This is a genomic window from Streptomyces sp. NPDC017676 (assembly GCF_044329325.1).
Classification (GTDB): domain Bacteria; phylum Actinomycetota; class Actinomycetes; order Streptomycetales; family Streptomycetaceae; genus Streptomyces.
In genome coordinates, this window is sequence record NZ_JBIRJA010000002.1 from 737659 (window position 1) to 759438 (window position 21780).

A 21780-nucleotide genomic window follows, 5' to 3' on the forward strand; every position below is an offset into this window, starting at 1 on the left:
CCTTGACGGCCAGGAGCTGGCCGCGAGCGGACTGTTTGGGGACGTAGAACGGGCAGCTGTCAGGGCGCTTGCCACAGTGTGCGAGCGATCTGCGAGGTTCCGCGGTCCGTCCGCGGCCGGGACGGCGTGTGCCAGCCCGGCCTTGCAGGACGGTGGGCCAGGATGCGCCACCCCGCGCCGCGCAGCGAGGCTCCGCTCTCCCCTGCCTGCGTATAGGTGATCAGCTGCCGGTATCCGAGCGCTTTGGCCGCTCTCCAAGCAGCTCCGTAGAGCATGGAGTTGGCGTTGCGTGTGCCGTCACTGGCGGTGCGGGTGACTTCGAGGGTGGTGCCGTCGTCCAAGTGGCGGGCGACAGGGCGGCCGACCACGGCCACGGCGCGCAGGATGTTGGCCTCGTCGGCGGCACCGAGGGAGAAGATCTGTCCGGCGGGCGGCGGGTGGTGCCGGTGCCAGAGGCGGACGAACTCCTTGGCGTCCCGAGAGCGGACGGGCACCAGGTGCAGGCGCGATTCGCTCACGCGGCGGGCCCGAAGTCGGACTGGACCGGTGCGTGCTTGGCGATGGCCCGGGCGGTGATCGCCTTGGATGTGCGGTCGGACGCCGCGGACAGTTCTGCCGCGCCGGGCTCTTGGTACCACGGGCGCAGGTCGAGCATGGCGGCGCGCAGACCGGTGGCGAAGCAGAGGGCCGTGCCCTTGGGCAGGGCGCGGATCTCGTCGGCGGGAAGGATCCGCTGCTGTCGCATCGACACCGAGGTCGACTTGCCGGACTCGGAGTGCGAGGTCGAGGTGGTCTCGACGTCGTGGTCGCCGATCAGGCGGGACAGCTTGTCCGCGAAGTCGGGGTCGTCGATACCGGAGCCGATGACCTTGACGGTAGAGGCGGACCACATGGCGTCCATGCCGGCGTCCCCCCAGACCTTCTGGCCCTGGCGGTAGGACTGCAGGATCGTGATCGGGATGATGCCGCGCGACCCGAGGTGCGAGTACAGGTCCGGAAGGTCCGAGATCTTGCACACGTTGGCGGCCTCGTCGAGGATCGCGAGCATGGGCGGGTCGAGGCGTCCTCCGGCGCGTTCGGCCTGGGCGGTCGCGGCCCGCATCACCGAGTCGGCGCACGCCGCGATCAGCGCCGAGGCTCCGCCTCCGCCGTCCTTGCTGAGCAGGAAGAGGGTGTCGGTGGAGGTGACGAACTCGGACGGCCTGAACTCGGGGACGTTCTTCTGCGGGGTGACCCAGGCGGCGATCTCGCTGTTGAGCAGCGCGGCGGCGTACTGGCGGGCGGTCTCGTAGATGCCGTCCCGGGTTTCCGGCGGTCCTTCCACGGTGCCCTTGAGCTGGGCGGCGACGGCGGTGAAGTCGTGGTCGCGGAGGATGTCGAGCGGGGTGCGGTCGGCGGGGAAGGCCAGCCACTGCATGACGTCGGTGATCGGCCGCTCGTCCAGGGCCGCGGCGAGGAAGAGCTGGGCGAGGATGTTGGATCCGGCCTTGGACCAGAAGTCGCCCTGCTGGGAGGCGTCCACGGAGGCGGCGAGGAAGTGGCCGGCCAGCCGCCCGGCGCCATCCAACGTTTTGGCGTCCGCCAAGGGGTTCCACCACATCTCGCGTGCGGCGTGCGCGATCTGCTGCGGGTCCATCGACCACACCCGTCCCACCGCGGCGCGGGCGTCGTAGGTGGCGGTGAACGCATCGCCGGCGGCCTTGTTCGAGGTCAGCAGGACCGGGCCGGGCGCGGCGAGGATGGAGGGGATCGCGAGCGAGGTGGTCTTGCCCGAGCGGGGCGCCATGATGGCGACGGCCACGTCCTCGTAGCCCATACGCACCTCGTGCTTGGTGTTCTGCAGGTTGCCGAGGAGGATGCCGGTGTCCCGGGCCTCGATGTGCTTGGCGTCCTTCAGGCTCGGGCGCAGGGAACGGGCCTTGTCGGTGATCGCCTTGGCCATCAGCGGTTCGATGTCCCGGGCCTTGGCCATGCCGGTGATCTTCTTCCGGCCGCCGCTGCGGTTCTTGTGCCGGGCCCACAGGACGCCCGCTGTTGTCCCGAGGGCCAGGAGGAGGAGAACGGGAACGATGCGTGCCCCGATCAGCAGGGATGTTTCTCCCGCGTGGGGCCAGAGGCGCTGGGGGTGGAGCAGGGCGGTGGTCGGCTGGTACGGCGCCCAGCCGCCTCCGGTGAGGTAGGCGGTGATGTTGCCGGACAGCCAGGCGAGGTGGGACAGGGGGACGACGACGGCTGCGACTCCGATCAGGAGGCGCAGGACGATGTCGTACCCGTCGGTGGAACTGTTGGAGGAGGTGGGGGGCAAAGAGTTACGTGCCTTCCGGGCGGGGGGCGGGGCATTCAGCGGCTGCGGCTGTTCCTGGCCGGCGGCGGGCGCGACGGGCCTGGAGTTGCCGGCGGGACGTCGCTGAAGGCGGCGATGAGTTCGACCGGGGTGCGGGCGCCGAAACTCGCGTACCAGGCGGGCCGGTCCGCCTCCGCCGCATGGTTGAGGGTCCACCACTGTCCGTCGGGGTCGGGTTCCAGGCGCAGGAGGGCCTTCTGGTTCGCGCTGGAGAGCAGGACGCGGGGCATCAGGGGGTCGTTGCCGTGGCTCCAGCCGCAGGCACGGTGCAGGGGGACGGTGATCCAGGCGGGGGCACCGCCGCCGACCAGGTGGCGCGGCGTGATGAAGTCGACCTCGACGGTCTCGGGAGTCGGGGGCGTGCTCACTTCCGTGCCGTAGCTCGCCAGTCGGGCGCGGTGGCCGGGGCCGGTGTCGGTGTGGGAGCCAGGGGTGAAGGGGCTTTACGGGCGGCCGTGTTGATCTCGCGGAGCGCCTTGCCGTGGGTGGCCCAGTCGTCGAGGTAGCTCCACGATTCGGCGTGATGTGCGGCGAGTGCGTCGTCGAAGTCCGGGGTGCCGGGCTTGGCGGTGGCGGGGAGGGCGTCGCGGGTGACCAGCCATTGCTCGTGCAGTTCGTCGAGTCGGTCGAGTGCGTCGCGCAGGACGCACAGCTGGTAGACCCAGCGGCTCTGCACGTTGGTCTCCGGCAGGTGGGCCAGTTGCGTTTCGGCCGTGGCCAGCAGGTGACGGACGCCGTACCGGAGCGGCTCGAATGCCTCGGCGGTGTCGGCGTCGCGCTGGCTCGCGCGCCTTCCGTAGGCGTGGTCGTCGTAGGGCCATCCGTCGAGGTCGGTGTGCTCGTCGGAGTAGGCGTCCCAGGCGTCGAGGATCTTCTTGCTGTCGCTCACGTAATGGTCGAGGTGGCGGAGAAGGGCGCGGTGTGCGCGGTGATCGGCGGAAATGGGAAAGGGGTCCTGTCGGTTCAGCGACGGGCGGCCGGCTGGGCGGTGTGGGCCGGCGCCGGGGTCGGTGCGGGTTTCGTCTGCTGCTTGCGGGCGGAGCGTGCCCGGCCGCGGAGCGACGCGATACGGGCAGTGTGGGCGTCGACCACCTGCTGCGGGCGCAGCGGGCTGGGCTCCTGTATGGCGCTGTAGTGGCCAGTGCGGTCGTACATGCCGCGCTGGAGCGGGCTGCGGTCGGCCAGCGCGGTGAGGAACGATCCGACATGGTGGGCGGGGACGTCCTCGTCGAAGTAGGCGTGCCAGATGCGCGGGCCGGGGAACTGCCCGTCGCCGGGCTCGCAGGTCTCAACGTGCCAGGACGACCGGTCACTGAATTCGCTCAACGGGCGCAGTTCGATGTGGCACATGGAGTCCGGTGAGCGCGCCGTACCGTCCGAGTCGCGGTGCCAGCCCGCCGAGGTCACCGGCTGCCACGGGTCTGGCTGTTGTGGCGGCGGGGCGATGAGGGCATCGGTGAAGCCGGCGAGGACCTCGGCGGGCACGAGTTCACCGAACTCGGCGTACCAGCCGGGCTCGGTGTCGGTGGGCTCGGCCCGCAGCCGCCACCACGCAGAGGTGGCGGACTGCGGGTCGAACTGGAGGCTGTGGCGGAGGTCGGGACTGCGCAGGACGATCTCGGCACTCAAAGGGTCGGAGACGGCGCTCCATCCGGCGGCGGCCAGGCCGTGGGTGACGTGGCGGGCATCCCCGGGGCCGGCGAGGTGGCGGGGGCTGGTGTCGAAGGGGATCCGCCAGGCGTGCTTGTCGGCGAACCCGGCGAGCTGCCGTTCGCTCAGCGGCACCGACCGCACCCCGGCTCGCTCGAGGCGGCGCTGACGATCACCTTGCGCAGCTCGTCCAGGACGTAGTGGAGCATGTACTGGTCGGTCTGCACCCACGCTGCGGCACGCAGCTCGGTGACCAGATCGCTGATCTTCTCGCTGCGTGGTGTGTTCGGGTGGCTCTGTACGGCGCGGGCAAGGGCGCGCAGGGTGTCGCCGAGTTGGATGGGCAGGCCGGTGTATTCGTCGAGGAGGGGCTCGACGAGAGCGAGCGCCTCCTTGGGGTCGGGGTTCTCGCGCAGGTATTCGGTGAGGCGGCACAGGGTGTCGGTCGCGGCGCGGATGGTGTCCGGGGTGAGTGCGGGCATCGGGCTCCTCGGGGTGGTGGGTGTCGTGGTCAGCGGCGGGTTCGTGTGCCGTCGGCGGCAGCGTGGGCGCGGGCGGTGGTGCGCGGTCTGGTGCTTCGGGCGCTGTTGCGGGCCCATGTGGCGGCTCGGGCGGCCGTGATGCGGGCCTGTTGCCAGGCGCTGAGTTGGGAGAGCTTGACGGATACCGACCAGGTGCGGATCTGCGCGCTGTGTGGGACGCGTCCGCGCGGGCGCATCACGGGGTCGGGGCTGGCGAGTTCGGTGGAGAAGGCTTGCACGAGGTACATCGGGGTGTTCGGCGTGAAGTGGGCCGTCCAGCCGGTGCCTTGCTTGTCCTGCGCTCCGCTCGACCACATCGCCGCCCCGTCGGGGTTCTGGCGGTACTGCATCCAGGCGGTGCCATCGGGGCTGGTCGCCACGTAGTGTTCGCCCTCGAAACGCGTGTGCCAGTTCTGCTCCTGCAGTGGAGCCCAGACGTTGGGGGCGTGTGCGGAGCGGGGACGGGTGAGGGCGTCGGTCAGGCCAGCGACGATCTCCACCGGGGCCTGACGGCCCAGGTGCGCCGACCACTCGCCGCTGGCACCGTCTGCCCGGCCGTGGATGGTCCAGCCGCCGGGAAGGACGTAAGGGTCGTAGGCGACGCGGACGGTCCGGTCCGGGCTCTCCATGAACAAGGGGCCGCCGGTCTTGGACTTGTCCCGCCAGCCCGAGGCACGCAGGAACTCCGAGACGTGCCGGACGTCGCCGCCGCCTGCCAGGGCACGGGGCTGGACGAGGTAGTGCTGCTCGGCCTGCTCGCCGGGCCCCCAGCCCTGCCACTGCTTCTTCTTCACCGGCGCCGCCGGACCACGAGCGGTGCGGGCACTGGGCGCTTCGCCGCGGTGGTGGCGGGCTGGGTGCTGACGTGCGCCAGGGCGTCCTTGTGTTCGTCCAGGTCGAGGGTGATGTCGTGCAGTTCGTTCGAGGCACGGCCCAGAGCGAGCCACACCTCCGCGGGGAGCGCGCCGCGCTCTGCCTGGTCCTTGGCGAACACGCTTCCGGTGGCGACGAGGTGAGTGACGCCGCCGAGGACTCCGGCGTCCGGGTCGAGAACGCGGGCGATGATCTGCGCGGCCTGGGGTGGGGGAAGCTGCGAGAGGTGGTCGGCGAGCTGGCCGAGCTGGCGGGTGATCTCGTCGGCCAGTCTCACCGGATAGAGGGCGGGGTGGGACATGCTCCTCCGGGGCGGTGAACGGTCAGTGGTGGTGGCGCTGCCCGACGCGCTGTGACTCGGTGAGGACGCCCTCCGGGCGGGCGCCGGTCAGCGGGGAGGTGTGGTCGGGACCGGTCGGTATGCAAGCGCGCAGATAGCGGCGGAACAGGGCTGTGGCGAGCCGGGGCTTGAGCCGGTTGCTGATCGGTGGGGGTGTGCGGGGTGCTACGGGTTTCTCCGGGAGTCGGGCGGTGTGCTGGGCGGCCCCGGCGTGGTGCCGGGGCCGCTCGGGCGTCTTACGGGGTACGGCGGGCCGGTGCGGAGTGCGACGGGGAGCCGTCCGGTGCCGGTTGCTGCGCTGCGGGACGGGCCGCTCTGGTGCGGAGGCCGTGCATGGCCAGCCGGCAGGCGGCTTCGTCGAAGACGCCAGGCGTGCACTTGACGTCATGACCGGTCAGGAGCAGGGCGGGGATGCCCAGGTCGGCCTCCGCCTGGTTCATCGAGTCCTGGCGGTTGGCGTACGGGTGCCGGACGGGGTCGGCGGCATGGATGCCGGGGCTGAGGTAGGCGCGGTCCGTCCGGCGGGGTGCTGGAGGGCGGTACCGATGCCGAGCGCGTCGAGGCGCGGGCCGATCTCGCGTAGGGCGCGGGCCTGGACCTGGGTGTCGTCACCACCCAGGCGGTAGATGCCGCTCTGCGGGTCCTGGATAAAGCCGTGGGCGACGAGGATCGTGCCGGCCCGGTCGTCGGCGGGGGCGGTGGCGACGCTGCCGTCCGGCTGCCAGGTCAGGACGATCCGGTCCGGCTGGGAGGGCTGGATGCCACCCAGGGCGTTGTGCCGGACCTGTGCGAGCGCACGGTCGTAGCGGGCGAGCAGATCGCCAGCGACCTGCTCGGCACTCAGGAACGGGTCGTCTGCCAGGGCGACGCCGTTGGGCTCAGGGACAGCCCGGTACGCCTCGTCGGGCAGGGCGCGCGGGGCGACGGCGGCGAGAAGGAAGCCGTCGCGTCCGTCGTGCCGGTCCAGGAGGACGAGCTGGGCGCCGTCGGGGCGGCTCAGGACGGCTGCCTGCGTCAGCGGGTGCTCGGCGAGGGAGGCGGCGACCAGGTCCAGGTCCCAGATCCGGTCGGCGAGTTCGGCGAGGTCGTCTTTGGCGTCGGCTGTCAGGTGCGTGCTGGTCCAGGTATCGGGGAGTTCACCGGCGAGGACGTCGGCGTACGAGGCGAGGTGCTCGGAGGTGTCGTGGTCGTGCATGGTGTCCTTGGGCAGTTGCAGGGGCTCAGCGGCGCAGGCGGGTGGCACCGACGGGCGGCGGTGCCGGGGCCGGCAGTGCACGCGGCGGGGGTGGGCAGGCGCACACGGCGGAGCGTTCGGGCTCGTGGTCGGGCACCTGCTCGGCGCAGGGGCGGCGGCCGGGGTGAGGGGCGTGCCGGTCGGCCAGCCGTTCGCGGGTGTACGCGAGGTCGGAGTGGATGACGCGGACGTATTCGTCGGCGAGGTAGCGCAGGCGCCGGGCGGTGTGCGGATCGGTCGCGTTGCCGAGTCCGTCGAAGAACTCCGCCAGAGCGCCGAGGGTTTCCTCGAACCCGGCGAGGATGCCGTCGTGGGGCGCGGTGAGTTCGGTGAGGATGTCGGCTGCCTCGGCGGTGTCGGTGGCTTCGCGCAGGCGTTCGGCGAGGTGGGAGACCGAGGTACCGAGCGTGGTATAGCGCGCGGGGCGGGCGTCGGTGTCGAAAGGTTCGTCGCAGTCGACGTGGTACCCGGCAGCCCGCAGGCGCGCTACGGCATCGGTGGCGAGACGGGACTCGTCATCCTCGGTGAGGCCGGCGGGGGCGCGGTGGTAGGTCTCGTGGAGGCGGACGACCGCGATGAATCCCGCGCGCTGGAGAATGCTGTGTGCCGCCAAGTCGCCGCCGCGCGCGAGGAGTTCGCTGGAGTTCGAGTCGCGGCGGATGTCCATGAAGCGGCCGGTATGGGGCAAGAAGGCGTTGCTCCTACGGAGATCTGTGGGCGGTGTGCCGGGCTACGGGCGGTGCGGCGGCGATCCGGGACCGGCGGACCAGGTGGGCCGCAGTGGTGTCCAGGTCCTGCTGGATCGCGTGGAGCCGGCGGGCGATCAGCTCCAGACCGTGTGCCGCTTCGGTGCTGGCGGCTCCGGGCTGGCGGGCGATGCGGTGAGCGGTGTGCTCGATCAGTCCGCGGACCGTGGCCAGCGGGCCGGCCTGCTCGTCGGCGAGCTGCGTAAGGACGCTCGCGAACTGCGCGGATGCGGTGGGCGCCGTACGGACAGCGGGGCGTGTCGCGGGTCGGGTGCGGGCGGGGATCAAGTTGAGGTCCTGTTCGATGCGGCGTGCCTCGTCCGCAAGGCGCCGCAGGATGTCTGAGGGCGGGGTGCGCCAGGTGCCGTCGAGGTGGATCAGGTTGGCGATCAGGTCCAGGCGCCCGGGCTGTGCCTGGACGGCGATCCACCGCCAGCCGTGCTGCGCGGCGCCGGGTATCTCGATACCGGCGGCTCGCGCGAACCGGTGAGCGGTTTCGGCCCACTCGGGACCGGTCAGCTCCCGGTCGTCCGGGTGGAGGCGGATGTCGAGATGGAGGATCGCCCGTCGGTCGTCGTCCGCACTGGCAGTGAACGGATGCTCCAGGTAGGGATCTTCGAGGTGCTCGGCCCACTGAACGGATGTCCAGGTTCTCTGCTCGTCGTTGGGGGTGTAGTAGTCCAGGTCCGGCCAGTGGGCGACGATGGTGTACTCCGTCAGACCCTCGTTCGGGGAAAGGGGCCGCCCGAGTGCCTCGGCGAGCGGGTCGCGCGGCGAGTGGGTCCGCGCGTTCAGGCGGGGGATCATGACGGCACCCCGCTCGACGTGCGGGTGGGCGGCCGGTGCTGATGAAGGTCGCGGGCTGTGCAGAGCAGGGAGCGCTCGCGGACCAGGTCGGCGTGCACTGAGGTGTCCCCCGGCGGGAGACAGTCGATCGCCCTGTCGATGGCGCCCAGCCCTTCGTCGTACCGGCCCAGCCGGCGCAGGGCACCCGCCACGCGGAAGAGGACGGTCGGGTCGCTGCCGGTGGCGAGGGCCGGTCGGGAGCTGAGGGCCAGGAGACGCTCCGCGCCGTGGTCCAGGTCCTGGCCGAGCCATAGCCCGTGCAGCAGGACGTGCAGGGTCTTGGTGTGCTGCCCGGCCTCCGCGAGGACCTCGTCCATGACCGCCAGGCCCTCCGGGCGGGACTGGCCCAGCAGCGCGAAGGCGTACAAGGCCCGGGTGTAGCAGTCCAGCGGCTGACGCGCGGTTTCCGCGAGTTGTTCGACGAGGCGTTGGAGGGTGGGGCAGCGGAAGTCGAACCGCAGGGCGCTCAGGTACAGATGAGCCAAGGTGCGGGCGGTGATCGGGTCAAGGCCCGTTGCGGTGACGTCCTGCGGGGACAGCAGGGCCAGGACGCTGTGGCCGGCCGACCGTGCCGCCCAGGCAGCATCCGCGCACACCTCGGCCGAAGTTCTCCAGTCGGCCTCGATGTCGCGGAGGTCCTCGGCCAGGTGAAGCGGCCAGGAAGAATCGACCGGAGATGCGGTGGCTCGGGCCCTGGCTCTGTCGAGCGCGGCGGAACGGCCGGGGCGGTGCGTGGGGGAAGTCATCGGCCACTCCGGATGTCCGCGATGTGCACGAGCTGGCCCAGGGCGGTGGTGGTGTACCAGCCGCAGTCGATCAGCTCGTCGCGGTCGGCGAACCGCGTAAAGAGGGCATCCTCCATGGCGCGCAGGTAGATCAGGCAGTCCGGGCAGCGGCGCGAGAGGTGCACGAGGTAGCGGGGGTGGGCGGTGACGTAGGACTGGGCGCCGCCGGTCGCATCACGTAGCCGCCAGCCGTCCTCGTCGGTCGGGGTGTGCCAGGACGGAGCCACGACGCGCATCGCATCGCCCCACAGTTCTCCGCCGGCCATCCCCTTCAGGACGACGACAGTGTCACCGGCCTGGAAGTGGGCGTGGGTGATGTCCCGATCGGGGGTGAGCGGGTCGGGCGTCGGTGCGAATGCCGAGGTGGGCGGAAGCTGGGACATGAGTTCCTTCCACGCAGATGCTGGCGGGGTGGGAGCATCAATAGTCCGGAGGAACGCCGGTTTGGCTAACCGGCGTTCTCCGGCTATGTTGCCCCGCCGTCAGCGGAACGGGTTCTCCGTCCCGCGGTCCGCCTCACTGGCTGCGTCGAGGAGTTCGAGCAGGTCAGTGCCTTCGGTGTCGCGCTGGTCGATCCACCATCCGGCACAGGTGATGGCGCGGGCCTTCTCCTCCAGCTCTGCCCAGTCCGCCTCGTCCCACGTGCCCTCGATGACGAGCGCGGTGTGCGCGGATGTCATCAGCTGGTGGCGGGAGCGTTCGCCCCAGTCCAGGGCCTTGGCCGGGCCCTCCAACTGCGGCATGTCGAACTGCTTCGCCCACGCGAGGGCTGCCTGCTGCTCCTCGGCCCGCTTGGCCGCGAGCCACTCCTCCTTGGACCCGGTGTCGGCGTCGCGCGCCGCCTTCCAGCAGTCGGTGCTTCTCTGCACTTCACTCGAATGGAGTGATTGGGCTTCCATCTGGATCGCGTAGCAGATGTGTAGGGCATGCAGGCAGACGGTGCAGGTCGGTGCCATTTGTGGCACCGGAGGTATCAAAGCAGTAGCCCAACTCAACTTGCGCTATGTCATTCTGAATTGCAGGCAGCAGTCGAGGGGGGATCTGATGACGGACTCACAGCAGACGCCAGATACCGGACAGCAACAGGCGGGTGCCCCGACGACAGCGAGCCCGTCATCGACGCCGGGGGGGCCGCCAGCCACCAGTCCTCCTGAAGGAGTGGCAGGGGGCGCCGCGGCGACTGCCAGTCAAAGCCCGTCGCCTCAACCTGACCTTACTGAGGCAGATCAAACGGTCTTGGCTATGCTCGCAGAGCGACTTGCCCCTGGGGTGAGCGCTCAACCACTCCGTAAGCGATGGCGCTACGGGCTGGTTTGCGTCATCTCCGGAGTGCTCCTCGCGGTGCTAAGCGCTTTTTTGGGCCAGGTAGCGAATCTGCCAATGATTCCTTGGCTGACGAAAAAACAGAACGAAGCAGATGACGCCGAGGACGCGAAGAAGCCGCCATTCACCGTCACTGCGAAACGACTGTATGAAAAAGATAAGGAGCCCGATTATCTCATCAATGAACCCTTCTCTGGCAGTGAACTGAAGTATCTCATAGGGCTCAGGTTGACGGATGCTCGATCTAACGCCGACTTCGATGCATTCATGAAGAAGAAGAAAGCCAGACTGGTAAACACCCCCTCTTTCACGACCCTTAGCCCGGCATACGCTACGGCCTACCAGGTTGACGTGTTCAGCGAGAAGGAAAATGCGCTTTCCATCACAGGGCTGGAAGCAAAAGACATAAAATGTCGCGATGTCGGACCCGCTAAGGCGGTCATCCACTTCCCAGGTCAAGGCGAAGTGAGAGCAGGTCACCTACTTATCGATCTTGACTCCCGCCCTGAAGCCCCGATCGCTACGGGCGAGGGCGATCCTTACGAAGGCGAACCCTACTTCTCGCATTACCGCATCACCGTGGGGGGATCCGCTACGCCGGGACCGTTGCGCATGGAAGCAGCGACCGGAAGGGGCGTGTGTACGTTCAAGCTGAAAGCTCTATACAGCGATAAGGACGGCAAGCGTTCCACCACTATGACGAACGACGGTAAGCCGTTCATTGCCGAGTCGAGCCCTAAGCTTCCACAGCAGGAGATCGTCTACAGCATCCCGGATCGATCGTTCGTGAATTGCGCAACGCGATGGGTGAGCGGATGTAGCGAATTCTGGAAGTGACCTTCGGATTTCGCTGCTGGCGTGTTTCTGAGCCACAGGCCACCGGGAGTGACCGGCACCTGGATCCCGCTCCGGGCGCTACTTGGATGCGGGGTCAGCTGCCGACGTGGGGCCTTGTAGCGCCGCGTGACTGCTGCTGCTCTTCGTCGGCGGCAGGTCGAGACTCGGCGACCTACTGCCCAGGCCGGCGCCTGTGAACCCGTCGCACGAAGGGGACCACGGAGCGCGTTGAGTTCCCCTCAACCTCACTGCAGAGAAAGACCGTTCGCTGACCCTCTATCTTCACGCGGAGCGGGGAAACCGAGGTCGACGAGCGGGCGTCGTGTCCGGCGCTGGCTATCGTCACGTTTGGCGCGCAGGAGTTGGAGGGTGAGGTCAAGCCCTTCGATCTCACCCGCCCAGCCTTCGGCCTGGGCGCGGGCTCTGCGGGTGATGAGGTCGGCTTCGAGGTCGTCGAGCCGACTGATCATCTTCGGACTGACCTGGAGCATGGGACACCGGATGCAGGCGTGTTCGTGCTGGCAGGGGGTGCCGTAAGGGCGTCCGCATGCGCCGAGTTCGACCTTGCGCTTGTCGAAGTGCTCTTCGAACTCGTCCCACTCGTCGCTGGTGACGTCGCGATATTCGTGGTCGGGGCGGAGCTGGCGGCGTTCGTTGAGGTGGGTGAGGTAGTGGCGGATGACGTCTTCGTCGAACACGGCGACGTAGCCGCGGGTGGTCTGGATGTTGAGGTGGCCGAGCAGAGCGGCGCCGATGTGGATGGGTAGCCCGCTGTTGACGAGCTCGGTGGTGAAGATGCGGCGGAAGTCGTGCGGGGTGAACTTGACCGAGCGGAAAGCGGGATGGTGTTCAGCGAGGTCCGTGCAGCGTCGTGCGAGCATGTGGAGGACGGTCACGGGACTGATCACGCTGCGGGTGGAGCCGATCTTGCGCTGGAACAGGAACGGCATCGGCGGGCTCCAGACCTTGTCGTGCGGGTCGAAGCGCCGCAGGACCGGGACGGGGCTGCCGTCGCGGGTGTGCCGTCGGATGACGGATGCGATGACGTGGAACAGTTCGGCGGACATCGGGATGACGCGCTCGCGGTCGGTCTTGGACGGGCTGATGACCAGGAGGGCGACCATCTCGCCGTTGCTGCGCTGGTAGTGGCGGATGCTGAGGTGGCTGAGCTCACACATCTCCTCGATGCGGGCGCCCGAGTGACGCAGTGTTTCGACTGCCGCCCAGTCCCAGAAGGCTGTCTCTTCCTCAGCTTCGATGTGGATCAACTGCCCTCTGTCGTCGCGAACGCGGACTGGTGTGCGGTGGCCGCCGCGGGTGAGTGTGAGGTCTTCCTCGGTCAGGACGCGGCAGTAGGTGCGGCCGCCGTGGGTGAAGGGCGTGTCGGTGGCGGCTGCTGAGGCGTGTTCCAGGAGGGTGCGGGTGTGGTCGTAGCGCTCCTCGACGTGTCGGACGAGGAGGGGCAGGAGTGGTTGGCGCAGACGGGTTCGGTCGGCGGAGCGTTCGTTGATTCGGCGGCGGCGTTTGGCCAGGCCGCGTAGTTCGCTGGGCGGGACAGGGCATGAGGCGACCCAGGGAGCCCATCGTTCGGGTTCGTCGGCGGCCCAGGTGTGCAGGTCGTAGTAGAAGCTGCGGACGGCGATAACGATGGCGTCGACTCCGATGCGGGGCTTGCCGTCGCGGCGGAGGCCGATCTGCTGGCGCCAGGTGCTGTAGAGGTCGGCCGGAATGTTCAGGTCGGCTTGCTCGGGGTTGATCTCTTCGATGCGGGCCCAGAAGTGGTGGGCGACGTGGCGGACGAGGTGGACCAGGGAGGCGTAGTCGGTATCGGACTTGCGACGGTGGAAGTAGTCGAGTAGGAGCCGGCGGACGCTCTGGTTGCGGATGGTGTGGCGGTCGACGAGTTCCTCGAGGGTGAGTTGGCCGCGGTGCAGGGCCTGACGCATGGTGGCGGGTGTGCTGGGCGGGAAGTGGCCCATCGCGTGCAGGACGTTCCAGGCGGCGCGGCCGGCGAACACGTTGGCGTCCTTCTTGCCGGGCCGCAGGGCGGCCTTCGCCGTGCGTGAGGTGTGGGCGTGGTGGAGCAGAGCCGCTGCGGTGAGGTCGGCGAAGCCGATGCCTTGGACCGCGAGCAGGCAGCACACGTCGAAGAGCGCTTCGCGTTTGTGGGGCCAGGAGAAGTCATGGTGGGCGACGTGTGCGGCGTACTTGTCCAGCAGGGGGTCCTTCTGGGCAGCGATGAACTGGTCGGCGAATCCGTTGAAGTTGTGCTTCTTGATCACCAGCAGCGTCGGCTGGACGACTCGGAGGCAGAACAGAGCCCTGACGCCGACGCTGTGGTTCCGGCCGGTCCGGGTGGTGCCCAGGTCAGCGGCAGTGATCTCGCCGCGGCCCAGAGGGCTCGCATCCCAACGCTGCTGCCAGGTGCTGCCCTCGAACCCGTCCAGGTAGGCCAGGACGCGCCGAGTGGAAGCCCGATGCTGAGCGGCGGTCTGCGCGGCGGCGTCTGGCGAGACGTCGTGCGCGAGCTGGCCGATGAGCTGTGATGTGGCGGCGGATAGATCCCCGAAGGGGCGCGGCAAGGTGGTCGCGGAGGCCGGTCGGGCCTCGAGCCGGCTGGAGACGAAGCGGCTGGTGAGCCCCAGCTCGTCGCCGGCGTGGATGTGGCGGCGGCTGACTCCGGTGGTGGGGCGGGCGAGGTCAGCCACCGAACACCGCCTCGATGTCCTCAGCGGCGTAGCCTGCGGGGTAGTGCCGTGCCGGTCGGGGCGTGGAGTAGTGCTGGGTGAGTTTGTCGAAGAGTTCCTCGATGTGTACGGCCAGGTAGCGGTTGGTGGTCTGGATGTCGGCGTGCCGCATGATCGTCTGGACTTCGGGGAGCGTGAGCTTTCCGCTATTGGCCATGCGGTAGGCGGCGGTGTGCCGCAGATCGTGCAGGGACCAGTTCGTTCCCAGCAGGGTGTTCGCTCGTTGCATGACACGGCGCATGGCCCAGTAGCTCAGCGGACGGTCGGGCCCGCGGCGGGCCCGCCAGACCGGTTCACCCTCGGCGGGTGTGCCGGCCGCGTCGAGGTAGAGGGCCAGGCGGAACAGACCCTGCGGGGAGACCGGGACTGCCTCCCTGGCCCGGGTGCCCTTGCTGATTACGTAGATCCGCTGACCGGACCAGTCGATGTCACCGACGGCGATCCCAAGGAGTTCCTTGGCGCGGGCGCCGCTGGAGACAAAGATCTCCAGCAAGGCCCGGTCCCGGTCGCAGTTCATTGCGGCGAACAGCTCGTCCCACAGCCGGTCGGGAATCGACCGCGGCGGCCGGTCGGGCACCCGCTGCCGCAGCCGAGCGCGGCCGACCATCGGCGTGGGCTCCAGCGGACTGCGGTGCCCCAGCGCCCGGCGCCGCTGAGCCGAGTGCGGCACCGGGTTGACGACCGGACCGCGGCCGTGATGGGCATGGAACTCGTAGAACCCGCTGATCACCGTCAGGGCGTGGTTGATCGTGCGCGGCGCGTACCCGGCGCCCAAAGACGCCTTGCCCGTACGGAGATTGACCGTGCCAGCAACCGGAGCATCGGTCCGGTGCCGCTGACGCTGGGGGTTGGCGGCCGATCGCAGCCAACCCGTCAGCACCGCGACCTCTGCCTCCGTCGCCCGCTCCCACTCGGTGCCCAAAAGCCACAGCAGGCGGAACCACCGCAGCATGCCGTAGCCGTAGCTGCGGCAGGTCAGCGGGCTTGAATCTCCGAGCGCCAGGTCCCGCAGAAACGCGGTGACCGGCTCGACCTCGGCTCCCACCGCATCGAGCATCGCGTACGGCGGATGTGCCCGGTTGACCTCCACTACTCGTCCGAGGCGAGGGATGGCCCGCCGACCCTCAATCAACTCATCCCTTACATCCATCACTTGCTCCTTGATCGCGGCCTGCTACGCCGTGACTAACGAGGTGGGGATGGTGCAGTTAACAGAGCAGTCCCGTTCGGTGAGCCAGCGGGCGAACCCGGCCCGGCGGTCGGCGGCGCGGTCGGACAGGTCGTGGACGACTTTGTGGCCGCAGGCGTGTTCGACGGTCCACTTCGTGCGGACAGCCATAAATCAGTCTCCTTGGACAGGTCGTGAGGGGGTGAAGGGAAGAGGGCTCGCTGGCGCCGCAGGTGGCCCTACGCCCGGCGGACGGTGGCCGTGCTGCGGGCCGGTGGTGTGGGGGGTGTGGTGTTCAGGGCGGGGCGGGGCCGTATCCGCGGCGGAACCGGGGCGCGGTACGGGGGTAGGACGCCGACAGTCGCCCCAAGGTCCTCGGCCGCGTCGTGGACTTCGCGGGTGAGGAAGGCGAGTTGTCGGACAAGGGCATCGAGCCGGGCGCCGATCTGCCGGCCGCGGACGGTGTCCAGGGCGTAGGCGAAGCGGCCTGCGGTGTCTAGGAGGCGCTCCAGTCGGACGAGGGGTCCGGCTTCGTAGCCTTGCTGCGCAGCGGTGAGCAGGGCCTCGGAGACCTCGCCGGCGGTGCGGGCCTCGATGACCTCCTGGAGCAGCTCTTGCACGGGCCGCTCGGGAGTAGGTTCGGGCCGGTTGAACCGGGAGGCGGCGTCCGGCCGCAGGACTCCGGGCGGGACCGCGCGGGGAAGGGCCCGGCCGGCGGCCGATTCGTGCTCGTAGTGCCCGATCACCTCCCAGCCCAGCGCGTCCAGATCGCCGGTCAGGGCGATGACGGTGGAGGTGTCGTCCTCGACGAGATAGGCGACGGTGATGAGACGGCCATCAGCCGCGTACCAGGACTCGATCGGGTCCAGTTCGCCCCGGCGCAGGGCAGCACGGGCCTTGGCGGTCCACAGGCACTTTTCCTTGGCGGTCAGTTCGGGGAAGGGCCGGTGGTGCTGGTCGGCGAGGTCGGCTGCGGTGGAGCCGTAATCGGCCCAGAAGGCCAGGTGCGGCCACACGGCCGCGAGCTGCTCACGCTCGCCGGCCGACCCGGATTCGGCGGGGTTCTCCAGGACGCGGACGATCTCGGTGTGGGAGTCGGCGAGGGCATCGAGCAGGTCACGCCAGGCCGCGGTGTGGGGGGCCAGGGGCAGTTGGTCGAGGCCGCTGCGGGCAGCGTCAAGCAGCTGGTGGCCCTGTTCGGCGAGGTGCGTGGCGTAGGTGGCGAGGGCGGCTTGGGAGCGGCGGTCTCGGGCAGCTGCCGAGGCACCGTGGTGGACAGTGCGGCCGTGGCGGTCCCGGGTGGCGTCCAGTGCGGTCTCGGTCTCACGGTCGATGACCGCCATCCGCAGCCGGAAACCGCGTGCTCGCTCGGCGAGCTTGGCCGCACTGGGTGTGGTGGTGTCAGAGATCAGGTGCTCCAGGCGGAAGGTTTCAGCGGCGGGGTGGCCTGCGGGGCGGCGGTTGGGCGGTCATGGCCGACGGCCGTGCGGGCGTGGCTTGAGCTTCCTGGCCGGGTGGTGAGGGCGAAGGCCGGGGTCGAGGTGCACGGGGTAGCGGGCGGCGGTGAGCATGTCCGCCGCCCAGGCCGCGTGCTCGTTCTCCCAGCGCTGGCCCAGGTCGAACGGCAGCCGTATCCAGTGCCCGTGCAGGGCCGGCAAGAAGAGGAACCCGGCTTGGAGCAGGATGTCCCGGGCGAACGCGTCGATGGTGCCGGTGACTTCAACCTCGCCACCTCGCCCGCGGGTGATGCGGATTGTGTCACCGCCGGGTGTCATCGGGAGCGTCCAGCGGGCAGGTGAACGGTCGGGGCGAAGGCGGGCTTCGGCGGGATCGTCCGCGCGGCCGGTGCGGTGGTGGCCGGCGCCACACGGTGTTGGGGAGAGCGCATGGCCGCGGCCTGGGCGGTGCGGGCGCGACGATCCGACACAGTGTGGCGCCGGGCCGGGCGCGGTGCAGCGGCCGGTGGGTGGGGGTCCAGGCCCATGTCGGCGGACACCGAGTAGCTATGGGCCCGCAGGTCGCGGACGGCTTGGCGGGTGCGGCGCGGACCGTCACGGTCGGGCTCGGTGAGGCGGAAGAGCCCCGGGCGGTCCGGCACGGGCTCGAACTGCTCACGGGTGAGGAACCAGTGGGCCAGGTGCGCGGGCATCGTGGCGGTGAAGGAGGCGACGAAGCCGTGCTGCGGATGAGTGCCGAAGGCGAAGTGAATACCAGGGTCCAAGAAGGTGGATCTCCTTGAGAATCGGGTGCCGGTCAGCGGCGGCGTGCGGCCGTGCGGGGCCGTGGCGTGGCTGCGGCCCGAGCGGTCTGGGGAGTCCCGCCCGTGCGGGTGGAGGTGGGGACCGGCGAGGGCGTGGGGGCGGGCCAGTGCGCCGGATGGTCGCTGAAGCGGGTGCGGGGGTCGGTGTCCCAGCCGATGACCGGTCCGGCGTCGGCGTGGGGCACGCTGATCACTTCGATGCCCTCGGGGCGCAGGACGTAGCCCCACTGCATGTCCTGGTCGTGGGATCTGTTGCGTGACCGTCATCCGGACCGGCGGGGAGCCGTGGGGGGTCAGGTGGTCGAGGGTGCTGCTGGGCCACTGCTCGCCGCCGGTCAGCGCCGTGACGACCTTGCGTGGCGCGCCAGCGAGGAGGTCGGTACCCAGCTCGTCCCAGCCGATGGCCACGCCGTCGACGAGGTGCCAGGTCATAGCTTCGACGTCGCCTTTGAAGCGCTATTGGAAGGCGGCGAGGAGCAGGGGCAGCTTCGCGCTCGGCTGGCCGTCGAGCTGGACGTAGATGCCGTCATAGCCGCTGGTGGTGGGGCGGGCGATGAAGGAACGGGTGGACAGAAGGAGCCTCCGGGGGTTGGGTCAGCGGCCCGGGGCCGTGCCAGTCGGTGATGTGGCGGGCGGCGCGGGCGGGAGGCCGGGCGCAGTGCGACCCTGGGACGGGCCGGGCGGGGCCGGGGGCGGGTCGTACTCGGCGCGCAGGATCGCCAGGTCCGCTTGGTGGCCGAGGGCCAGTGCGGACAGGCTGTCGCTGGCCGCCTTCATCAGCATCTTAGGTGGTGAGCCCAGCTCCGCTCCGCGGTTCTGGCCCCGCCACCGGGCGGCAGCCACAAGGTACTCACTCACCGCTTCGAGTACGGGTGCGGCGGCGTCCAGCAGGCGCTGGGTGACGGCACTGGCCTGCGCGGGGGTCTCGGCGGCGGCGAGGGCGTCGAGATAGGGGGGGTAGGGCGGGCGTCGGCAGCGGCCGTTCGGGCAGCGGGTGCTGGGCCAGGAAGGGCTCGGCGTCCCGTTTGGCCCACCGCAGCAGGTCGTTGTCGGTGGCGATGCCGTAGCGGGCGGCGGCGATCTGGTCGGCGTCGCGGCCGACGTTGTCGTACAGCTCGAAGTCGGGATTGCGCAGGGCCGGCTCCTAGAGGGAGAAGTCGGGGACGGCGGGCTTGGCGTCTGTGCGGCGGCAGCCGTAGCCCAGCAGGCTGGAGGGCTTCGGCGTGGCCGGGACGGCGGCGGCGTCGGAGCAGGTGAAGGTGTAGGTGAAGGCAGGGGCCGGTGCGTTGAGCCAGGCACGGTCGAGCTTGTCCGGCACGATCTCAAGCCCCGGGGCGGCGACGGCGTCGTGCTGGGTGTGCGTGTGGGAGAAGATCACGAGCGCGCCGGTGGCCGTCTTCAGCGCGTACGCGTCGGGGAACTGTGTATCGGCGGACGCGAAATGGGTGGTGCCGCGTGTGCCGAACTTGCGGGTCGTCTGGTCGTGGACCTTGATCTGCTGCCGGGATGCCCCGGTCGGGGTGAAGACCTTCTTCCCGGTCTTCTCGCCTCCGGTAGCGAAGTTGTCCGCGATGGCCGTGCGCAGCACGGCGACTGGCGCGGTGAGCGAGGTGGAGGAGGCGTCGACCGCGCTGGCGTAGCCGTCCTTGTCGAGGGTGATGTCCGGCAGTTGTTCGGGGTCGTCGATGTCGACGGCCGTGACCATCTCCTAGCGCTTGGCCTTTGGGTTCTCGGCCAGGACCAGCACGCGGGCGTCCTGCTTCTTGCTGCCGGAGCGGGTGACGGCGGCGAACCACCGCTGCTGGCCTGGCTTGATACGCGGGATGTAGAGGTCTGTTGCGTCGAGGTCGTAGGACCACGGGCGGTACGGCTCGCGGTCCGACCGCGGCAGGGCCGCTTCCTCCTTGAAGTCGGCGGACGACATCGCGTACAGCGGGCCGTCCTCGATGGTGTCGAGGAGCTTGGTGTCGCCGGTGGCGTTTGCCTTGTTGCTGATCTTTGCGTAGTGGGCGATCTGGGCCAGCGCTTCCTGCTTCGCGAGCGTCGGCTCGGCGGCCGGCGTGGAGTGCGAAGTCCTGGTGGCCGTGGGCGTGGCACCGGTGTGGGTGCTGCCGGAGGTGGAGCAGGCGGAGGCGGTCAGTGCGACGGCCGTGGCGGTGAGCAGGAAGGTGGCGCGCCGGATGGAAATGCGCAGAGGGATGGGGAAACTCCAGAGACTAGCGGGTATGTGCGGCGGAGGTCGTCGGCGGAGTGGGAGCGGGGAAGGCCGTGGCCGGCCGAGTGTCTGCGGCGTCGCGCAGATGCTTTGCGGCGCGGGCGAGCTGAGTGCGGCTCTGGCCGAGGCAGGCGACCAGTTGCTCCTGTGCGGTGGCGTGCGCCCGGTCACGGGCGGGTCCGGGGGCATGGTGGGTGAGGTCGGTGAGGAGGCCGAGGCAGTGGATGGCGGTGCCGAGAGCGGCGAGCGCAGCCCCGGCAGGCTCGGCAGCACGCGCGAGGGCGAGCGTCGTACGGCGCTGGGCCACGGTGACCTTTTCCGGATAACGGGCAGTGGCCCGGTGCCGGAAGGCGTGCTCCCCGACCAGGTAACCCAGCAATCGGGACAGGTGGCGGACCTCATCGTCCAGGATCTCGCTCAGGCCGGGATCGGCATGGACCTGGTCGGGGAGCGGGAGCTGGTCGGACACGGTGTTGAGCCGGTCGGCCACGTCGTGCAGCAGCATCCGCTGATCAAGCTCGGACAGCCACAGGCTTCGCACGGGAGGTTTAGGTCTCATCGCCGCCCGGCGGACGACGGCCTTGCGGAAAACAGCGTGCGGAGCGCCGCCGGTGCAGGGCGGGGCGCACCGGACGAGGATGGGGCGGGGTGGCGGAAGGTGACGCCGATGCCCTGGGCGGTGAGCTGCTGGACCATGCTGTGGAGCAGGATGGCTCGTTCCTCAGTGCGGTAGGAGGCGGGTAGGACGAACGCCGCCTCGTGCGGGCTGTACTGGAAGTAGCAGTTGTAGAGGACGGAGCGGGCCGCGGCGGGCACGCTCGCGTACGGGGCTCCGACCACGCCGTCGGCGTACCAGATCAGCGTGACTGATTCGGTGACCTCTGGCGCGCCGGGCCGGTGCGGAGGTTCCGGCTGGAGGCGGGCATTGCGCCGGACCGCATCCAGGGCCGCGGCGTAGCGGGGAAGGACACGGCGTGCGACGTGAGCGGCGGCACGGACGGGATCACCGGGGACGGCGATGCCGTTCGGCTCCTCTACCCCGCTGAAGTGGTGCGGCTGGAACTCCTCGGGCTGCAGAGGCGCTACAAGGAACTCGCGGGGCCTGCGAGGGCGCGGTATCACGCAGAGCTGCTCGCCGGCGGGGCCTTCGAGGAAGGCCGTAGGCGGGTCCCAGTCGAGCAGGGCCGAGTGCGCTGGCCCGCAGTCCCAGATCCGGTCGGCGACATGAGGCTGGTCCTTGGGCGGCGGGAACCCGGCGTACCGGCGGTGCCACTGTCCGGGCAGATGCGCCGCGAGCGCGGTGGCGAAGGTGCTGGGGGTGTCGGGGATCAGGTGGGTACCTCCTGGCGGCGCGGAAGGGACGGGTGCCGGCACGGGCTCACCGTCAGCGCTGTGGTCCGGACGGGTGTCCGGGGCTGGCAGGAGCCGGTGACGGCGTGGCGGTCGCCTGCGCAGGACCCATTGTCTGTGGCGCATAGTGAGCCCGCAGGTTGTCCAGGTCGGCCTGTGCCACGTTGTACAGAGCGGATCGGATCTTGAAGGCCGCTTCGCGCAGCAGGCGTACCGCCTGGGCAGTGTGCTGGTGCTCGTGGCCGGCCCAGAGAGCCAGTGCGACGAAGTGGCTGGCGATGTGGTCGAGTACGGGTGCGGTGGCGCCGACCAGTTGGTGGGTGATGGCGCTGACCTCGGCTGGGGTCCCGGCGGCGGTGAGCGCGTGAAGGTAGGGGGTGAGGTCGGGCAGCGGCACTGGCGCATCCGGGAGAGGGTGCTTGGTCAGGAAGTGTTCGGCGTCCCGGCGGGCACACCGGTACAGGTCGGAGACCGTGACGTCGGCATGGAACTGTTCGGAAGGCGGGTGCGGCATCAAGTCTCCTTGCGATCAGATGCCTGC

Annotated in this window: 26 protein-coding genes and 1 pseudogene; 1 reads left to right on the forward strand and 26 read right to left on the reverse strand. The window is 69.8% G+C overall.

The window, feature by feature from the left end:
• Positions 1-59: 59 nt before the first annotated feature.
• The 15 genes and pseudogenes from ACH4LD_RS07440 to ACH4LD_RS07510 all read right to left on the reverse strand — a co-directional run bounded on the left by ACH4LD_RS07440 (position 60) and on the right by ACH4LD_RS07510 (position 10208).
• Complete coding sequence (locus ACH4LD_RS07440; protein WP_398058941.1) at positions 60-518, reverse strand: XF1762 family protein; 459 nt, start codon at positions 516-518, stop codon at positions 60-62.
• Positions 515-2305, reverse strand: a complete 1791-nt coding sequence (locus ACH4LD_RS07445; protein WP_398058940.1) for a type IV secretory system conjugative DNA transfer family protein — start codon at positions 2303-2305, stop codon at positions 515-517. Before ACH4LD_RS07445 ends, ACH4LD_RS07440 begins: the two co-directional genes overlap by 4 nt.
• A 62-nt stretch (positions 2306-2367) precedes the next feature.
• A pseudogene (locus ACH4LD_RS07450) lies at positions 2368-2712 on the reverse strand (DUF317 domain-containing protein); the annotation flags it as partial.
• A complete protein-coding gene (locus ACH4LD_RS07455) occupies positions 2709-3233 on the reverse strand; it encodes a hypothetical protein (RefSeq protein WP_398058939.1) in 525 nt (174 codons plus the stop codon). The pseudogene ACH4LD_RS07450 and the gene ACH4LD_RS07455, both read right to left, overlap by 4 nt.
• A gap of 74 nt (positions 3234-3307) precedes the next feature.
• The gene (locus tag ACH4LD_RS07460) at positions 3308-4129 is read right to left on the reverse strand and encodes a DUF317 domain-containing protein (protein WP_398058938.1); all 822 of its coding nucleotides are present in this window, start codon (positions 4127-4129) and stop codon (positions 3308-3310) included.
• A complete protein-coding gene (locus ACH4LD_RS07465; RefSeq protein ID WP_389579177.1) occupies positions 4120-4476 on the reverse strand; it encodes a hypothetical protein in 357 nt (118 codons plus the stop codon). Before ACH4LD_RS07465 ends, ACH4LD_RS07460 begins: the two co-directional genes overlap by 10 nt.
• A 29-nt stretch (positions 4477-4505) precedes the next feature.
• Entirely contained in the window at positions 4506-5309 is an 804-nt protein-coding gene (locus ACH4LD_RS07470) for a DUF317 domain-containing protein (RefSeq protein WP_398058937.1), read from the reverse strand.
• Positions 5306-5689: a hypothetical protein gene (locus ACH4LD_RS07475; RefSeq protein ID WP_398058936.1), complete on the reverse strand. Its 384-nt coding sequence runs from the start codon at positions 5687-5689 to the stop codon at positions 5306-5308. Before ACH4LD_RS07475 ends, ACH4LD_RS07470 begins: the two co-directional genes overlap by 4 nt.
• A 275-nt stretch (positions 5690-5964) precedes the next feature.
• On the reverse strand, positions 5965-6168 hold the full coding sequence (locus tag ACH4LD_RS07480; RefSeq protein WP_365154886.1) for a hypothetical protein: 204 nt from the start codon (positions 6166-6168) through the stop codon (positions 5965-5967).
• Positions 6165-6923, reverse strand: a complete 759-nt coding sequence (locus tag ACH4LD_RS07485; RefSeq protein WP_356307303.1) for a hypothetical protein — start codon at positions 6921-6923, stop codon at positions 6165-6167. Before ACH4LD_RS07485 ends, ACH4LD_RS07480 begins: the two co-directional genes overlap by 4 nt.
• A 25-nt stretch (positions 6924-6948) precedes the next feature.
• Positions 6949-7629 (reverse strand): hypothetical protein, encoded by a 681-nt coding sequence (locus tag ACH4LD_RS07490; protein WP_398058935.1) that lies wholly within the window; start codon positions 7627-7629, stop codon positions 6949-6951.
• Positions 7630-7663: 34 nt separating this feature from the next.
• A complete protein-coding gene (locus ACH4LD_RS07495) occupies positions 7664-8515 on the reverse strand; it encodes a relaxase/mobilization nuclease (RefSeq protein ID WP_398058934.1) in 852 nt (283 codons plus the stop codon).
• Positions 8512-9300 carry a hypothetical protein gene (locus tag ACH4LD_RS07500; protein WP_398058933.1) on the reverse strand — a complete coding sequence of 263 codons (789 nt, stop codon included), beginning with the start codon at positions 9298-9300 and terminating at the stop codon, positions 8512-8514. Before ACH4LD_RS07500 ends, ACH4LD_RS07495 begins: the two co-directional genes overlap by 4 nt.
• Positions 9297-9722, reverse strand: coding sequence for a hypothetical protein (locus ACH4LD_RS07505; protein ID WP_055495473.1), 426 nt, complete (start codon positions 9720-9722; stop codon positions 9297-9299). The genes ACH4LD_RS07500 and ACH4LD_RS07505 overlap by 4 nt, the downstream gene beginning before the upstream one ends.
• A gap of 99 nt (positions 9723-9821) precedes the next feature.
• Positions 9822-10208: a hypothetical protein gene (locus tag ACH4LD_RS07510; protein ID WP_398058932.1), complete on the reverse strand. Its 387-nt coding sequence runs from the start codon at positions 10206-10208 to the stop codon at positions 9822-9824.
• A gap of 373 nt (positions 10209-10581) precedes the next feature.
• On the opposite strand from ACH4LD_RS07510, the gene ACH4LD_RS07515 reads away from it, so the two are divergent.
• Positions 10582-11499 carry a hypothetical protein gene (locus ACH4LD_RS07515; protein ID WP_398058931.1) on the forward strand — a complete coding sequence of 306 codons (918 nt, stop codon included), beginning with the start codon at positions 10582-10584 and terminating at the stop codon, positions 11497-11499.
• A 245-nt stretch (positions 11500-11744) separates the two neighbouring features.
• Here the strand turns inward: ACH4LD_RS07515 and ACH4LD_RS07520 are convergent, their stop codons facing one another.
• From ACH4LD_RS07520 to ACH4LD_RS07570, 11 genes are all read right to left on the reverse strand, one after another.
• Positions 11745-14207, reverse strand: coding sequence for a tyrosine-type recombinase/integrase (locus ACH4LD_RS07520; protein WP_398058930.1), 2463 nt, complete (start codon positions 14205-14207; stop codon positions 11745-11747).
• A complete protein-coding gene (locus ACH4LD_RS07525) occupies positions 14200-15396 on the reverse strand; it encodes a tyrosine-type recombinase/integrase (protein ID WP_398058929.1) in 1197 nt (398 codons plus the stop codon). The genes ACH4LD_RS07520 and ACH4LD_RS07525 overlap by 8 nt, the downstream gene beginning before the upstream one ends.
• 257 nt (positions 15397-15653) lie before the next feature.
• Complete coding sequence (locus tag ACH4LD_RS07530; protein WP_398058928.1) at positions 15654-16757, reverse strand: hypothetical protein; 1104 nt, start codon at positions 16755-16757, stop codon at positions 15654-15656.
• A gap of 126 nt (positions 16758-16883) precedes the next feature.
• Complete coding sequence (locus ACH4LD_RS07535; protein WP_398058927.1) at positions 16884-17189, reverse strand: hypothetical protein; 306 nt, start codon at positions 17187-17189, stop codon at positions 16884-16886.
• Positions 17186-17635: a hypothetical protein gene (locus ACH4LD_RS07540; RefSeq protein WP_398058926.1), complete on the reverse strand. Its 450-nt coding sequence runs from the start codon at positions 17633-17635 to the stop codon at positions 17186-17188. The genes ACH4LD_RS07535 and ACH4LD_RS07540 overlap by 4 nt, the downstream gene beginning before the upstream one ends.
• 32 nt (positions 17636-17667) lie before the next feature.
• A complete protein-coding gene (locus ACH4LD_RS07545; protein WP_398058925.1) occupies positions 17668-17907 on the reverse strand; it encodes a hypothetical protein in 240 nt (79 codons plus the stop codon).
• Between the two features lie 911 nt (positions 17908-18818).
• Positions 18819-19379 (reverse strand): hypothetical protein, encoded by a 561-nt coding sequence (locus ACH4LD_RS07550; RefSeq protein WP_398058924.1) that lies wholly within the window; start codon positions 19377-19379, stop codon positions 18819-18821.
• Between the two features lie 3 nt (positions 19380-19382).
• The gene (locus ACH4LD_RS07555) at positions 19383-19598 is read right to left on the reverse strand and encodes a hypothetical protein (RefSeq protein ID WP_398058923.1); all 216 of its coding nucleotides are present in this window, start codon (positions 19596-19598) and stop codon (positions 19383-19385) included.
• 292 nt (positions 19599-19890) lie between these two features.
• Positions 19891-20430 carry a hypothetical protein gene (locus ACH4LD_RS07560; protein ID WP_398058922.1) on the reverse strand — a complete coding sequence of 180 codons (540 nt, stop codon included), beginning with the start codon at positions 20428-20430 and terminating at the stop codon, positions 19891-19893.
• A 14-nt stretch (positions 20431-20444) separates the two neighbouring features.
• On the reverse strand, positions 20445-21263 hold the full coding sequence (locus ACH4LD_RS07565; protein WP_398058921.1) for a hypothetical protein: 819 nt from the start codon (positions 21261-21263) through the stop codon (positions 20445-20447).
• A gap of 10 nt (positions 21264-21273) precedes the next feature.
• A complete protein-coding gene (locus ACH4LD_RS07570; RefSeq protein ID WP_398058920.1) occupies positions 21274-21753 on the reverse strand; it encodes a hypothetical protein in 480 nt (159 codons plus the stop codon).
• Between the last annotated feature and the right edge of the window lie 27 nt (positions 21754-21780).

Excerpts from the sequence above, each read along its gene's own strand:
- ACH4LD_RS07465 (WP_389579177.1), bottom strand. The coding sequence starts at position 4,476 with ATGCCCGCACTCACCCCGGACACCATCCGCGCCGCGACCGACACCCTG.
- ACH4LD_RS07475 (WP_398058936.1), bottom strand. The coding sequence starts at position 5,689 with ATGTCCCACCCCGCCCTCTATCCGGTGAGACTGGCCGACGAGATCACC.
- ACH4LD_RS07480 (WP_365154886.1), bottom strand. The coding sequence starts at position 6,168 with ATGAACCAGGCGGAGGCCGACCTGGGCATCCCCGCCCTGCTCCTGACC.
- ACH4LD_RS07485 (WP_356307303.1), bottom strand. The coding sequence starts at position 6,923 with ATGCACGACCACGACACCTCCGAGCACCTCGCCTCGTACGCCGACGTC.
- ACH4LD_RS07490 (WP_398058935.1), bottom strand. The coding sequence starts at position 7,629 with ATGGACATCCGCCGCGACTCGAACTCCAGCGAACTCCTCGCGCGCGGC.
- ACH4LD_RS07495 (WP_398058934.1), bottom strand. The coding sequence starts at position 8,515 with ATGATCCCCCGCCTGAACGCGCGGACCCACTCGCCGCGCGACCCGCTC.
- ACH4LD_RS07500 (WP_398058933.1), bottom strand. The coding sequence starts at position 9,300 with ATGACTTCCCCCACGCACCGCCCCGGCCGTTCCGCCGCGCTCGACAGA.
- ACH4LD_RS07505 (WP_055495473.1), bottom strand. The coding sequence starts at position 9,722 with ATGTCCCAGCTTCCGCCCACCTCGGCATTCGCACCGACGCCCGACCCG.
- ACH4LD_RS07515 (WP_398058931.1), top strand. The coding sequence starts at position 10,582 with ATGCTCGCAGAGCGACTTGCCCCTGGGGTGAGCGCTCAACCACTCCGT.
- ACH4LD_RS07525 (WP_398058929.1), bottom strand. The coding sequence starts at position 15,396 with ATGGATGTAAGGGATGAGTTGATTGAGGGTCGGCGGGCCATCCCTCGC.
- ACH4LD_RS07530 (WP_398058928.1), bottom strand. The coding sequence starts at position 16,757 with ATGGCGGTCATCGACCGTGAGACCGAGACCGCACTGGACGCCACCCGG.
- ACH4LD_RS07535 (WP_398058927.1), bottom strand. The coding sequence starts at position 17,189 with ATGACACCCGGCGGTGACACAATCCGCATCACCCGCGGGCGAGGTGGC.
- ACH4LD_RS07545 (WP_398058925.1), bottom strand. The coding sequence starts at position 17,907 with ATGCAGTGGGGCTACGTCCTGCGCCCCGAGGGCATCGAAGTGATCAGC.
- ACH4LD_RS07550 (WP_398058924.1), bottom strand. The coding sequence starts at position 19,379 with ATGGTCACGGCCGTCGACATCGACGACCCCGAACAACTGCCGGACATC.
- ACH4LD_RS07555 (WP_398058923.1), bottom strand. The coding sequence starts at position 19,598 with ATGTCGTCCGCCGACTTCAAGGAGGAAGCGGCCCTGCCGCGGTCGGAC.
- ACH4LD_RS07570 (WP_398058920.1), bottom strand. The coding sequence starts at position 21,753 with ATGCCGCACCCGCCTTCCGAACAGTTCCATGCCGACGTCACGGTCTCC.